This window comes from Porphyromonadaceae bacterium W3.11, assembly GCA_030434245.1.
Taxonomy (GTDB): domain Bacteria; phylum Bacteroidota; class Bacteroidia; order Bacteroidales; family Porphyromonadaceae; genus Porphyromonas_A.
This window is the reverse complement of the sequence record JAUISX010000001.1, coordinates 383,874-398,690: the sequence shown is the minus strand read 5'-3', so window position 1 is coordinate 398,690 and position 14,817 is coordinate 383,874. Positions and strand designations below refer to the sequence as shown.

The window sequence follows — 14,817 nt, the reverse complement described above, 5'->3', positions numbered from 1 at the left end:
CAATATGCGCTAATGTGACATCGTGCTACACCAGTTCGGAAGTGACTCCTAAGCCTCTGTTGAGTGATGTTCATGTCTTTTATAGATTGAGTAATCGGTCGTGTTATGAAGCTAATAATATCTTGATAAGAAATGATTAAGTGGCTTAAATAGAAGTTATAGGCATTTCATTTTTTGTACCTTTGAAGAAGAATAATATAAAACAAATTTTTATAAGTTAATTTTAAGAGATGAAAAAGATTAAATTTTATGTGGTCGCATTAGCGATTCTAGCTCTAAGCATGACATCATGTGATAAGGAGCAAAATGCTCCCTATTCAGAGGATGGCAACGTTTATCTAACTGTAACTTCTTCAGCGACAGGCACGCGTGTCAGTGGCGATCAAGACAATATCTGGGATGGCAACGAGGAAATCGGTCTCTACTCAACTGATTTATCAGCCACTAACCGTAAGTTTATCAATTCAGACAAAGGTGCGACATCAAAGTTCTCACCTGCTACAGAGGATGATAAGATTATGATTCCTGCTGGTGCAGGTAGTTATGAGGTATCAGCTTACTATCCATACTCTGCAGAGGCTACTCCAGATGCTGTCAAGTACGACCTAAATAAAGTAGGGGCACAGCCAATCCTTTATGCTGAGGTAGCAAACGTTTCTCGTGAAAATCCTACTGCAGTATTTAGCTTTAAGCACCTTCTTGGTAAGTTGATTGTCAACATTAAGTTAGAGGAAGGCGTAGAAATCAGTGACAATCTATCTGTCACTCTTAAGGATGCGGAAACAATGCTTACCCTTAATCCTAAAGATGGTACGCTAGAATCAGCTGATGAGCTTGCTAGCCTTACTCTTAAAAGGGTAGAAGGCGAGAATACTTTCTATTCATTCGTGATGCCAAAGGGTGGTTCTCAGGATCGCGTTCTGACTATTATCAATGGAGAGAAGACCTACACAGCTAAGATAAATCATGAAATAAAAGCGAACCTAAGACACACATTCAACGTTACTCTAAAGGGAGATAAGGTTGATGTTAGTGATGGTGGTTCTGACATAGAAGGTAGTGAAGAAGGTGGTTCAGACGATGTATCTGTAGATCCCGAAACTCCAGTTGACCCAACTGAGATTACTCTTGGTGGCGATCTTACAGGTGATGCAGGTGCTCAAGTGATGGATGTCCCAGCGGCTGGTGATACTAAGACTCTCCAAGTTAATGTAGCTGATGGACAAGCATTCAAAGTATCAACAGATGCTGATTGGGTTACTCTTAAGACTCCTACACTTCGTGCAGCAGTAGAGGGCACAAGTGCATCTAACGTTGGTGTTGTTGTTGCTGCTAATGAGTCTTCAGAGGCTCGTGAAGCAACCGTGACAATTACTTCTGAAGGTCAAGAGTCAGTTTCCTTTACCATCAAGCAAGGAGGCAAGGAAGAAGAGACACCAGAGGAGATTGTAATTACACCTGCTGAGGCTGCTATTAATGTTCCAACTGAAGGTGCTACTGGAACTGTAAATGTAGAAGTTAAACCTGCAGAAACTGAGTGGACTGTTAAATCCAGCGAAGATTGGCTAACCGTTACTAAAGAAGCAGATGCTATTAAATATACAGCCGAAGCGAATACTGGTGCTGAGCGTAATGCTACGATTACGATCACTGCTGGTGAGCAAACTGCTACAATCGCTGTGACTCAAGCTAAGAAAGAAGTTACACCAGACAATAACAATTGGTTGTATCCAGATAATGATTTAGAAAATAATTTTTCTATTAATAAAAATATCGCTTCATATAGTGCAACCTCTGGTCGTAATGGTGGTCCTGCAATAGTAGTAGACGGTACACAAGGATCATCCAATGGAGATATTTTTACCATTAATATCTCAGATGATTTTGCATCTAAAGGAAGACCTAAGTCTATTTCATTTTATTTGAAAGGAGAAGGTGATGGAGGTATATGTGCGAGAGTAAAACCTGAGACTGAAAAGTACAAAAATGAAGGTTTTAAATTCGGTTCTCTTAATGGGGATGTTATACCCGAATATGGCCAACTAGGATATGGAGATTCATTTAATACTAATGGTAGTTGGTACAAAGTTACTTTATTATTGAATGAAGACGTTCCAGTATTCTCAACAGTTAAAGGAGAAGAATTTATTGAATTCCGTTTTGCGAAGTACAAAAATTTTAATGTCATCTTTTCTGATTTTGAAGTTGCCTATTAATACATATATATAATAATTAATCCCGCTGGAGAGCAATACTCTAGCGGGATTTTTTTTGTTTTTATTCTCGTTAGAGAGCTTTTTACTTATATTGTGAACTTTAATAATGGCGACCTATAGGATTGCTTTCTGCATTCAGATTTGGTCCATGTATATTACGACACTTCCAGCACCACCCCCAGGCCTTTTATCTCATCCATCGTGCAACCTCTTTTTCCCCTGAAGGTTTGTAAGGCATTTGTTAGAAAAGCCTAAGCAAAGCACATTTATTCATTTGGTTTTTTTGATGACGAGTAGTTAATACACGTTATTGTAATTGAATATACCTAAAATAAGGTATTGCTATAATATGTGATACCTAATATCTTTGTGTGAAGGATAATATAATGTTGATAATACTATAAGCTCTTTTTTTTGATTCGAATTGGAGATGAATACAGAAATGATATGTATTACCAATTTATGAATATTTCAAAAAACAATCAGAAATGAAATTTAATTCAATATTTGATCGAAGAGAACTGCCTGTTTTGCTCTTCCTCATAGGTTTATGGCTGACACCTATAGCTAATGCTCAGTCACCAAATAAAGTAGATGTCTATGGTACAATTTATGAGTTGGATGGGAATGATTTGTTGCCTCTAGGTTTTGCTGCTGTTTCATTTCCCGACTATGCTATTGGCACGACTACTAAGAATGATGGTAGTTATCTCCTCAAAAACGTGCCAGTAGGAAAAGCAAGAATAAGGGTGCAGTTTTTGGGAAAACTACAGATCGATGCCGTCATTGACGTTCAGGATAAGATGGATCCGATAGACTTTACTATGAAGAATGAAGATTTCAAGATCAAGGAAATTATTGTCACGGCTCAGAGAAACCAGGCAGGAAAATCCACGTCCTCAAAGATAGCACGAACAGCTATTGATCATATACAGGCTACTAGTTTGTTCGACTTGATGGCTTTGATACCTGGAGGACTGTCTTCCGAACCAAATCTTGATAATAATAGACAGATTAATATACGCCAAGTATCTGATGCCAGCAAAGTGGCTAATTTTAATGCTTTAGGTACTGCTATTATTAAAGATGGAGCTCCCGTTTCAAATAATTCTAATTTGCAGGCTATGAACCCAACTGTCAATGGTATGGCTGAAGCTTTATCAGGTGGAGCTTCTCCTACTGGAGGGCTGGATGTACGTAGTATTGGTACAGAAAATATAGAGTCTATTGAGATTATACGAGGAATACCATCCGTTGAATATGGTGACCTTACCTCTGGAGCTGTTATCATCAATGCGAAGGCTGGACGTGAGCCCTTACGTATTAATGCAAAGGCTAATCCCAAAGTGTATCAAGCCTCTCTAACAACCGGTTTTGCATTAGGTGTAAAAAATGGAGCACTGAACTTAAGTGGTGATTATGCGTACAATACCTCTAATCCAACACAGTCTTATCGCCATTACCAAAGGGCTTCAGCTAGAGTGATGTACTCTAATGTACTCTTTAATAATAAATTACGTAGTAATACTTCAATTAGTTTTATATATGGAAAGGACCAAAGAGATAGGAACCCTGATGATGAGATTACGCAGACAATCTCTCGTGGTGAGGATAGAGGGGGAACTCTTAACTCTAATGGTTCATGGAGCATTGATAAAGGCTGGTTGAAGAATATTCGTTATGTCGTTTCTGGTACTTATACTAGTAAAAATAGCTACTATCAGCAGGTGTACTCTTCCGCTAACGCACCATATTCCATGACTACTACAGATGGAGCTATTCTTTCAAATGTTCCTGGTCGGCATGTCCATGATGCCGATGGAAATGAAATTACCCATTTTGGCAGTGAGGATATGCAGAATTATGCCATCTACCTTCCGAGTAGCTATTTGGGACACTATAATATAGATAGCAAGGAGGTGAATTTTTATGCCAAGCTAGTTGCTACATTCTTCAAAAAAACAGGAGTTGTCAATAATAGGATAATGAGCGGAATCGATTTTAGATCCGATGGAAATTTAGGTGAAGGGAAAACCTATAATTCTTCTACTCCGCCTTACAGAAATTTGAGCGAGAATAATGCTAGTTTCCGTCCTCGTTCATACAGAGATATTCCTTTTATTCATCAGTTTGGCGTTTTTGTAGAAGATAATTTGAACTGGAGAATCGGCTCAAGAATGCTAAAAATTCAAGCGGGTGTCCGTTATGACTATGCCTCTGTGGTAAAAGGCATATTCTCACCTCGTGTCAATGCGTCTTTTGATATTATTCCGGATTTATTTACTATTCGTGGAGGATATGGTATTACTGCAAAAATGCCTACTTTGCTTTATTTGTATCCAGAAAATGCTTATTTTGAATATGTTAATATTAATGAACTTGCTAATGAGAACATTGCGGAAGACGAACGGTTGTTCATTACGACTACCAAAGTGCATAATGTAGAAAATAAAAGCTTAAAGATAGCTAGAAATTATAAAGCTGAAGTAGGGTTTGATCTATCCATTGGAAATCTAAGTTTGGCTGTAACTGCATTTTCTGAGCACTTGAAAGATGGGTATTCTCTTAATGAAACATTCCATACTTTTAAACCATTTATGTACCATGAGTATGGTCGTGATGAAAACAATCAATTGGTGATGACAGGTAGTTATCCAGTGCTTTCAAAATATTATAAACCTACCAATAACTTATTTATCAACACGAAAGGAATAGAATTTGACTTAAATGTAGGACGTGTTGATGCTATTCGTACTTCATTTTTACTGAATGGTGCATGGATGCGTACAGAAAGTGGTAATAGTGCATACAATTTCTATGATAATAGTGGAAGTGGTGCCTCGCAGCGAAAACATGTAGCCATTTATGAACCTAAGAATGCTATTAGTTACAATCAACGTTTTTCTACTGCATTACGAGCAACACACAACATTCCAAGTATTGGCTTTGTAGTGACACTGACAGCACAAGCTGTCTGGCAGCAATCAGACTGGAGAACCTTTGGAAATGATTCTATCCCTATTGGTTATATTTCAGTAGAGGACGCATCTGTACATATGTTTGAATCAGACCAATATACTACCCCTGAAGCACTTACTGAGGCTGGATATGGATATATGTTACAGAATGTCTCTCATTCAGATGCGATCAAGGAGTCTTATCCACCATATTTCTGTTTTAATGTTAATATTACGAAAGAAATTAGTGATAAATTCCGTGTTTCTTTTTTTGCTAATAATATGTTTAGAAGTTATCCAAGAATTGAATCTAAGCGTTTTCCAGGTAATTACATCACCATGAATAATCGCTTTTATTTCGGTTTGGAGTTAGCTCTTACTTTATAAAAAACAAATTATGAAAAAATATACGATTATTCTTGTTTTGATAGCACTCACATTCGTGTCGTGCCATCAATTTCGAGAGGTTAATGAAGCAGAAAACGTTACTCCTCTTAGCGTATCTGTAAAATTAAAAATGAGTATTGAAAACTTAGCAATGACTGAAAGTTTTCTTGTTAAGTTTGATAATTATAGCGAAGGGTTACATCTAGAGAAAGAGTTTAGTAATGACGAGGTGCATATGGACGATATTGTGCCAGGGATCTATACTATTAATGTTTCGGGTGTTGCAATCGATCAGGAAGGTAGTGAATACTATTTGAATGGAAATCTGGTAAATGTGGCATTGTTTGATAATGAGGCGTCTATAGAACTTTTATTACAAGGTCTTAAAATTAGCCCCTTAGTGTTCAAAGAAATCTATTATGCTGGTTCGAGGACGCCATTAAATGCCGTTTATTTCCGAGATCAATTTTACGAGATTTATAATAATTCTTCAGAGACTCTGTACTTAGATGGTATCTACTTTGCTAATCTTACACCTGGCAAGGCGAAAACCACTTTGCCACTTTGGCCTGAGGAGGATGGTCATGATTATGTTTATGCAGAACGTGTATGGCGATTCCCAGGTAATGGTACAGATTATCCCTTGAAATCTGGTGAGTCGTGTGTTATTTCTCAGTTTGCAGCTAATCATAAATTGGAGCAGTATAATCCCAATTCTCCAGTAGATTGTAGTTCTTCTGAATTTGAATTCAATATGAATAATCCTAATTTCCCAGACCAACCAGCAATTGATATGGTACATGTCTTTTATAACGGCAAGAGTGAGCTTGGAAGGATACCACAATATCTTACTTCTGTTTTTGGAGGAGCGTACGTAATGTTTAAAGTGCCACATGGAGATACGTGGGATCCTGTAAATGATCCAGCGATGAAAACAATTGACTTGAGTAAACCCAATAGAAAAACATATTATGCTAAGATTCCTATCAAATATGTTTTGGATGCCGTAGAAGCTATCAATAATGAATCCATGGTCAATGCCAAGAGAGTTCCTGCTGTTCTTGATGCTGGTCTCACGTATGTTGGTTCTACCTATTGTAGTTTGGGTGTAGCTCGTAAACCTAATAAGGATAAAAATGGTGATTTCTTGAGGAGAGAGAATGGGGCTTTGATCTTTCAAGATAATAATAATAGTACAGAGGATTTCGAAAAACAGGTTCATCCGGAATTAAGAAGATACAAGACAGGAATGCCTTCATGGAATCACAGTAAATAGAGTTGACTACATACTAAGGACAAGATAAATTATGAAAAGAAATATAGTAAGAGGATTAGGCCTTCTTTCATTCGTTTGGCTTTTCGGTACATCACTCTATGCTCAAGTTCTCTCTCCTGCTGGTTTGGAGATGTTAAAGCAACAGAAGTTTTGGCTTCATTCACAAAACGCTGCGGGGACTGTTTTTGATGATACTAGGAATTATTCTAATGTGAACATAGGATATGGAATAGAAGAAGGAGATTTTCATCGACCACAAGAGGGAGAAAATATAAAAAGTTTGAATGTCGGTAGTGAAGGTTTTTTGAGTTTGAAAGATGTTTATGTATGGGGAAAATTTTCTTTTGAACAAAAAAACGTAAATAATGCTGGATATAACGCCTCTATTACTGACCCTTTTAGAGGGATGCCCTATTACGTAGTCGATTTGCATAAAAGCAAATGGAGAAACCAATATTATGATTTAGAGTTTAGAGTAGGTACACCCATATACTGGAGTAAAATAGCATTTGGACTACAGGGAGCATATACTGCTTCCATTGCTACAAAACAGAGAGATCCTAGAGTAGATACCCGTTTTTATACATTAGATCTTATTCCAAGTATTACTTATTCCATTGCTGAAAAGCATAAATTGGGACTGACTTTTGAATACGCATCTATTAAAGAAGATTCGCGTATGAGTAATGCTAATAATTATGTTGATCAAGACTATTATGAACTTTATGGACTAGGAGTTGCTGTTAGGGGAATTGGTAGTGGACGGACAACTAACTATTTTGGACATAAACTCGGTGCCGGGCTACAGTATAATTATATTACATCGCGAGTTAATCTCCTATTCGAAGGTACATATACAGCAAAGGTAGAGAATGTAGAGGTTTCGTTTGATGATCCGAAGAAGGATGCAAGTGTGAAAGATCAAAGCATACAGGCAAATGTGAGCATTTATAACAAAGGGAATCGATACTCTCATTATTTTAAGACAGGATATTATTTCAATCATATTGATGGTATCCAATATGTTAGTCAGCGGGATAATAGTGAGTCGCAAAAAGGTTGGATGGATCTGTTTAAGAGTATTCGTTCAACGTATCGACTTCATGTAGTCTCTGCGAACTATTCTTTGTATAAGAATATGGGAGAGGAATACAGTTGGAAACTTGATGCAAGTATGATGTATAAAAAATATCAAGATGAGTACTTATTACCCAACTCTACTAAAAGAGCAGAGAATCTTTATTTTGGCTTATGTGGTAAGAAAAATGTAGCACTTAGTGATTTGATGAATAATCGTCTTTTGTTGAGTATCAGTGCAGGATATAACAAGAGTTTGTCTGGCGGTTATTACTATGGAGGTTCGCATGCTGATTACATTACTGTGACCCAAATAGAAAAGCTGGATAATAACTATCTGACGTCTAACTATTATCAAATAGGGGCGAATATAACCTATTCGCAAAAGTATAGGACAGACAAGAAGGCTAATATTTTTGCAAAAGCTGGCTACGATTATGTCAAAACAAATGATTATAATTTTGACCATAGAAGCCATCTTACGTTCAGTATTGGAGCTAACTTTTAGAATGAATATTTGAGAATAGTTGGATAAAGTATGCTTATATTCTGTGTTTTGAGTTTTGAGTGAATGCTTTGAAGGATCCCCATATTCTTATTAATTTGTTTGAGGAAGTGGGAACTACATCACGTGTAATCATACTGTAAAGTAAGTATTTATCTTAAGTAAATATTTTATATGGTTTTGTTTTCATTCATTTATTAAATGGATGATGTATTTGATGCTTATAAGACTGTAGCTTTTTATGAAAGAGATGATTCTCCAAACTATTATGTATGAAGATCATACTAAAAAATGTCGACAATAAATGAGGACAAAAACAAAGATGCAAGTGTACTCATAGTATGTGTTCAAACATGTTGCTGAAGGTAACGCATCCGATGACCAACATGCAATGCTATAATGCTATAGGTGGTAAAACTCCTAATGTTTGAATAGAATAGGAAATAATTAATATAAATAATAATAGAAGAATGAGAAAGTTTTTATTTTATGTTTGTTTTATAGTCGTATCAATGACTTCGCTGTATGCTCAGCGAGGTTTTGCGATTGTTATTGACCCCAAAAGTTATCAGGAAGCCAAGTGGGAGGTGGAGCAATATGCGACTTCAATAGAAACTTTACAAGGATTGAAGGTCTATACGATTATAGACAAATGGGGGGTGCCCGATTCCATTCGTGCAGAACTAATCCGATTACATATGCAGAAGAATTATCCTATTGAGGGTGCTGTGTTTATTGGAGATATTCCAATCACGATGATTAGGGATGCACAGCATCTGACAAGTGCCTTTAAGATGGATCAGAGGCGTGATCGTAAACGCTCCTCTGTTCCTTCAGATCGATTTTATGATGATTTCGGACTTAAGTTTACTTATTTAGAGAAAGATGAAGATGCTCCATATTTTTATTATTCTCTGTCAGCGGAGTCAGCACAATATTTAAGTCCTGATATATACACAGGACGTATCCGACCTACTGACAGTAATGGGGTCTCACGTTATGATAAGCTTCGTAACTATTTGAAGAAAGTAGTGGCAGAAAAGCAGAATAATAATCTGCTTGACCACATATTCTTTTTTGGTGGACACGGATATATTTCTGAATCCATGGTGGCTCGTATGGACGAAAAGGAGGGGTTGTATGAACATTTTCCTTGGTTGAAACAACAGAAAAATGGTATTTCTTTTATGGATCATAGTCAGGAAGATGTGATAAAGTTTCGTTTGATGAATGAATTGATGCGTCCTGAATTAGATTATGCTATTCTCCACCACCATGGAGCCTGGGATACTCAGTACTTGAATAACATTCCAAAACCGAAGAATGCTTCTCAGGCCAAAGAAATGATACAAAAATATGGGCGGACAAAGATACGTTCGGCTAAAGAAAGAGGGAAGAATGTTGATAGCGTGATGGTGAAGCTTAAGAGACAATTTGATATTCCGTCTACATGGTTAGAAAACACATTTGCCGAAGAGATTTGTAGAAATGATTCAGTTGAAGATGCTAATTTAGATTTGCATTTGTCCGATTTTATAACATATAATTATACGCCCAATTGTCGTGTGGTGATGATTGATGCTTGTTTTTGTGGATCCTTTCACAAGGAGGATTGCATTGCCAACGAGTACATATTCAGCTCGGGGCAAAATATAGTGTGTATTGCTAATACGGTGAATGTTCTGCAGGATAAGTGGAGTGATCGCTTCACAGGATTATTTGGATTGGGTATGTGTGTAGGAGATGTGGTGCGTTTCTCGGGATATCTAGAATCTCATATTATTGGAGATCCCACTTTTGCATTTGCACCAGCGGTAGAGGGTTTGAATATTAATCAGCTTTTGGCTACTAATGATGCCTCAGGTTGGAGAAAATGGATACATCGCAGTGACTTTCCTGAATTGCAGTGTATGGCTATCGAACAACTGAATTCAGAGAGTCTCATTACATCCGCTGAGTTATTGGATATATTTCGGACATCATCTAAGGGCATAGTACGATTACAGGCACTTGTGTCTTTGTCAAAACATAGGGATACTAACTTTATTGAAGCGATAAAGTTAGCCGTTGATGATAGTTATGAAATGGTTCAGCGTTTGGGTCTCCGATTTTTAGGTCAAAATGGTGATGAACGTCTGATTCCGTCTCTTATAAAAATCATTATCTCTAATAATACATCCGAACGCTCTAAATTCAATGCAAAGAATGCGATATCTTTATATCCAGAAGATAAACTATTGAAAGAGTTCGATAAACAATTTAATAGTGATGACATCTGCTATATCAACAAGGAAGAGGTAGGACATAGCATAGAAAAAATGATTAAGTCAACTTCTAATAAATGGGTAGATGAAACAATGTCGATTGTTGCTGATGATACTTCAGACAAAGAACGAAAATCAAACATCCGTAATCTGCGCAATTATTGTCCTCATTATTTGGTTCCAAGCTTACTTTCTTATTTAAAGGTATCAAATAAACCAGAGATACAAGTTTTCTTGCTCGAGGCACTTGGTTGGCAGAAATATTCATATATGGTCCCTCAAATAAGGACCTGTGCAAAGGAGATGAGTGAGAATATGGATCTACCTCAAGCAGTTCGTAATGAAGCCTTAAAAACTTACAATAGATTAAAGTGATTTTGTTTGGATCGAGAAATGATGTATGACGATAAATTTAATAAATTATTAATGCGAGTTAGAAGTATGAATTAGAATATACATTTCCCAATATTTCTAACGTCTAACTTGCGTTATTGTAAAAAGCTGAATCCTTTTTTAGGGAGTCAGCTTTTTACTTAAAGGTCATATAAGTGTTTTTAGTCGGTAGTGTCCCCAAAAGTGTGTATGCTACAATGCGTCTCTGAATCTCAAGCTGACTTATTATTTTTTTGTTTGATATCTTTGTGATGGAAAATAGAACACATCGTTGTTGTTGCGTTCTCAATGTTCATTTTTTAAGTACGAGCGTTAGCTCTCCTATTTTTTTAGATGTTTGCATTCTTTACGATACTACCTATAAGGTGTAGAGTGTATTGTATGATTTATATCTGTATCGTGAACCTTTCTTTACTTGTCTACTGAATCCTTCCATTAAGTGCTATGAATGTACTTTAAAAACGCTCACTTAGTATTTCAGATAAGTGAAATAATATTCTATCCGTTGACCATAAGCTTTTTTGAGAGAAAGAGATTGCTTTTACTACATCTGTTTGCAAAGTGTCTGACGCTTTTATATCCATATAAAGGGGAACTCGGTGACGCGTCTTTACTAAAGACCTTCTGTTGATCACTTGCAATGGCCGATATATCTCTCGGACGTATCTTTCTGGTTATTTCTCTCTAGCGATGCATCGTGCAGAGTGTACTTCCTCTTTAGGGAAATGCTCACGAGCAACCTCTTCAATGGTATCAAGCTCTCTGAAATGGTTAGTTCTACCTCCTCTAATCTTCGGTATTTTGCAAAAAAAGCAGTACCGCATTAAACGTGATGGTCAGTGTTGTCATCACAGGGGTATGAAATGTTGGTAATACCCACCTAAATGATTTAATGTTTAATGAAAAGGATTTATTTAATTGTGTTACTTTTTCCCCTCTTTGTGATAGGGGGATTTGCTCAAAATGCTCTTTCTATTCAAGGGCAGTTGATAGATGGAGATGATGAGGGTGCCGTCATCGGAGCTACGGTTCGCCTACTAGCTTTACCCGACTCGACGGTTGTCAAAGGGATGACCTCAGATATGAATGGTCGCTTTGTCTTTAAGGACCTGAAGAGTGGTAGATATGCTTTACGTATCACCTCTATTGGATATGATGAATGGATACAAGAGGTAAAGCTATCCAATAAGAGCCTTAAACTTGGGAAGATTAAGATGGAGCAATCTGCGACCTTCCTTAACGAAGTAACTGTGACAGGTCAAGCCTCGAATGTCACTCTAAAGCAAGATACGATACAGTTCAATTCTGACGCCTTTCGTGTACAGAAAGGTGCTAATGTGGAAGATCTGCTCCGTAGGATACCGGGTATGGAGATCGATGACAATGGCAATATTAGCTATAACGGAGAGGATATTGAACGAGTAGAGCTAGATGGCCGTAATTTCTTTAGTGGTGATCCACGTATGGCTACCCGCAATCTACCCTCGGATATGATTCAGAACGTGCAAGTGGTAGATAAGAAGAGTGACGAGAGTCGCCTAACCGGGATGAATGACGGAGAAAAGACCAAGGTGCTCAACTTAGTCGTTAAGGAAGATAAGAAAGGAGGTATTATAGCGAATGCTAATGCAGGCTATGGTACAGAAGAAAGATACAAAACTGATGCTCTTGTGAACATCTTCGATAAGGATGCACGATATACCATCCTAGGTAATATCAATAATATTGATGGTGTTCGTAGAGGGCAAGGCGACCGTACCACTCGCCGTTTTGGAGGAAACTATGATAATAAGTGGGGCGAAAAGCTTCACTTGACATCTGAGCTTTACTACTCTGATAATGATGATAAGAAGTATGGAGATAACCGAACAGAGCAGTTGCTTGGTGGTGTCGAGAGGAATATTGAGAATGAAGTGTACGATGACTTTAATAATGCCAAACGTGCTAACTTCAATACTCGCATAGAGTGGACTCCTCAGGAGCAAACCATGTTTGTTATAGAGCCTGACTTAGATTGGAGTAGGAGTGAAGATCGCAGTGCTTCTGAATTTACTACCACTAATAATGATGGAGACGTGATCAATAAGGGTAATGCTCTTCAGACCAATCTTTATTCAGAATACAATGCCAGTGCAGTTGTGCATTTTCGTCATACCCTTAATGAGCTTGGGCGTAACATCTATACTCGTGTTTGGGGAAATTATACTAAGGGTGATGGCGAGGGGCTCAATCAGTCTAATACTGACTTCTTGATGACTGGTCAGAAGAAAGTTTTAGACCAGAGAACCAATAAGGATGACGAAAACTTCTATATAGGTACTAACCTAGCTTATCTTGAGCCTTTCAATAAGCATTGGGCATTACAATTGAACTATAGAGTTGATTATCAAAAGCGTGATAATGAACAAATGGCATACAATAAGGATGGAGAAGATAGCTATACCATCTTAGATGAAGAGTACTCACGTGGTACATGGAATAGTAACATCAATCATCGATTTGGTGTGCAGATGAGATATAGTTTCTGGGGACTCAGTCAACTCTATGTCGGAATGCAAGCCAACCCCACTACCACGCATACTATATCCAAACAAGGACTTACGGAGACCTTTAATCAGCAACGTACGGTATGGAATTACTCTCCAAGTATGATATTAGAACTTAAGCCTAATAAGGCATTTAGTCTTAATCTAAGATATATGGGACGCACACGTCATCCTAGTATGCAGCAGCTGAACCCTGCTACCATAGTGCTATCTCCTCTTAGTCAAACAAAGGGTAATCCGGACCTACTTCCCTCTTTTGTGCATAGTGTGTGGTTAAGTTCTTTCTATAATGATGTTAAGACTAGACGAAATTTCAGGATTAATGTAGCATGGAACTATACTAAAGATGGGGTCGCAGCTGTGCAGGTGTTTGACAAAGATACCGGTGCTCGTACTACTACCTATGAGAATGTAAATGGTAATCAGATGGTTCATGGTGGTTTTATGGTAAATACACCCTTGGGTGGTGCCAGTAGCAAATTTAGCTCCACCACATATGGCCATGTCTTGTATAATAAAGATATAGGCTTTGTGAACGGTGTGGAAAATACATCTCATGTATTTCGACCTAATCTTTCTGAAAGACTCTCATGGCGAGGTGACCAGATTCAAGCTACCTTAGGTGGTTCATGGGGTATGCAAAGGGTTCTTAATAGTTTTTCCGAGGAGCAAAATAGACTTACCCAAGACTATAATGTCTTTGGGGAAGTTATATGGGAGCTGCCTTGGAATCTTTCGGTGACTAGTAGGCTAACTTATCAGGATGCTAATGGTTATGATGATGGCCTAAAACGTGATTTTTGGTTGTGGGATGCTTCTATTAATTGGTCTTTCTTGAAGGATAAGAATGCTTCTATAGAACTTAGTGGCTTTGATATCCTCCGTCAGCGAACCTCTTTGCAGCGTCGTGTTACAGCAAATGCGATCACCGATACCAAAGTGAATGGTGTAATGAGTTATATGATGCTGACTTTTAGTTATAGATTTAATAATATGGGAGGCAATAAAGTCGGTGCTTCACAGAGCGAAAATCAACGAGGAGGCCGTTATGGTGGAAGGGGATACCATTAACGAGTACTATTCTTGGAATAAATAAAACGTTGAATCCTCCACACATTCTTAATATGAGATGTGTGGAGGATAATTATTTCTTGTGGACTAAGTTCGATAATGTTGCAGATAGGTATAGCTACAAT

The 14,817-nt window shown here is 37.6% G+C and carries 7 protein-coding genes; 6 read left to right on the top strand and 1 reads right to left on the bottom strand.

Going from position 1 to position 14,817, the window contains the following annotated elements; genetic code table 11:
• Nucleotides 1-230 precede the first annotated feature (230 nt).
• The 5 genes from QYZ87_01555 to QYZ87_01535 all read left to right on the top strand — a co-directional run bounded on the left by QYZ87_01555 (nt 231) and on the right by QYZ87_01535 (nt 11,057).
• Entirely contained in the window at nt 231-2,216 is a 1,986-nt protein-coding gene (locus tag QYZ87_01555; GenBank protein MDN4753224.1) for a fimbrillin family protein, read from the top strand.
• A gap of 488 nt (nt 2,217-2,704) precedes the next feature.
• Nucleotides 2,705-5,560: a TonB-dependent receptor plug domain-containing protein gene (locus tag QYZ87_01550; protein ID MDN4753223.1), complete on the top strand. Its 2,856-nt coding sequence runs from the start codon at nt 2,705-2,707 to the stop codon at nt 5,558-5,560.
• 10 nt (nt 5,561-5,570) lie between these two features.
• Nucleotides 5,571-6,836 (top strand): DUF4876 domain-containing protein, encoded by a 1,266-nt coding sequence (locus QYZ87_01545; protein MDN4753222.1) that lies wholly within the window; start codon nt 5,571-5,573, stop codon nt 6,834-6,836.
• 31 nt (nt 6,837-6,867) lie between these two features.
• Nucleotides 6,868-8,421, top strand: coding sequence for a hypothetical protein (locus QYZ87_01540; GenBank protein ID MDN4753221.1), 1,554 nt, complete (start codon nt 6,868-6,870; stop codon nt 8,419-8,421).
• 467 nt (nt 8,422-8,888) lie between these two features.
• Nucleotides 8,889-11,057 (top strand): HEAT repeat domain-containing protein, encoded by a 2,169-nt coding sequence (locus tag QYZ87_01535; GenBank protein MDN4753220.1) that lies wholly within the window; start codon nt 8,889-8,891, stop codon nt 11,055-11,057.
• 692 nt (nt 11,058-11,749) lie between these two features.
• Here the strand turns inward: QYZ87_01535 and QYZ87_01530 are convergent.
• Complete coding sequence (locus tag QYZ87_01530; protein ID MDN4753219.1) at nt 11,750-11,899, bottom strand: hypothetical protein; 150 nt, start codon at nt 11,897-11,899, stop codon at nt 11,750-11,752.
• 75 nt (nt 11,900-11,974) lie between these two features.
• Between QYZ87_01530 and QYZ87_01525 the strand changes: the two genes are divergently transcribed.
• Nucleotides 11,975-14,692: a TonB-dependent receptor gene (locus QYZ87_01525; GenBank protein MDN4753218.1), complete on the top strand. Its 2,718-nt coding sequence runs from the start codon at nt 11,975-11,977 to the stop codon at nt 14,690-14,692.
• Nucleotides 14,693-14,817 lie beyond the last annotated feature (125 nt).

Excerpts from the sequence above, each read along its gene's own strand:
- QYZ87_01555 (MDN4753224.1), top strand. The coding sequence starts at position 231 with ATGAAAAAGATTAAATTTTATGTGGTCGCATTAGCGATTCTAGCTCTA.
- QYZ87_01550 (MDN4753223.1), top strand. The coding sequence starts at position 2,705 with ATGAAATTTAATTCAATATTTGATCGAAGAGAACTGCCTGTTTTGCTC.
- QYZ87_01545 (MDN4753222.1), top strand. The coding sequence starts at position 5,571 with ATGAAAAAATATACGATTATTCTTGTTTTGATAGCACTCACATTCGTG.
- QYZ87_01540 (MDN4753221.1), top strand. The coding sequence starts at position 6,868 with ATGAAAAGAAATATAGTAAGAGGATTAGGCCTTCTTTCATTCGTTTGG.
- QYZ87_01535 (MDN4753220.1), top strand. The coding sequence starts at position 8,889 with ATGAGAAAGTTTTTATTTTATGTTTGTTTTATAGTCGTATCAATGACT.
- QYZ87_01530 (MDN4753219.1), bottom strand. The coding sequence starts at position 11,899 with ATGCGGTACTGCTTTTTTTGCAAAATACCGAAGATTAGAGGAGGTAGA.
- QYZ87_01525 (MDN4753218.1), top strand. The coding sequence starts at position 11,975 with ATGAAAAGGATTTATTTAATTGTGTTACTTTTTCCCCTCTTTGTGATA.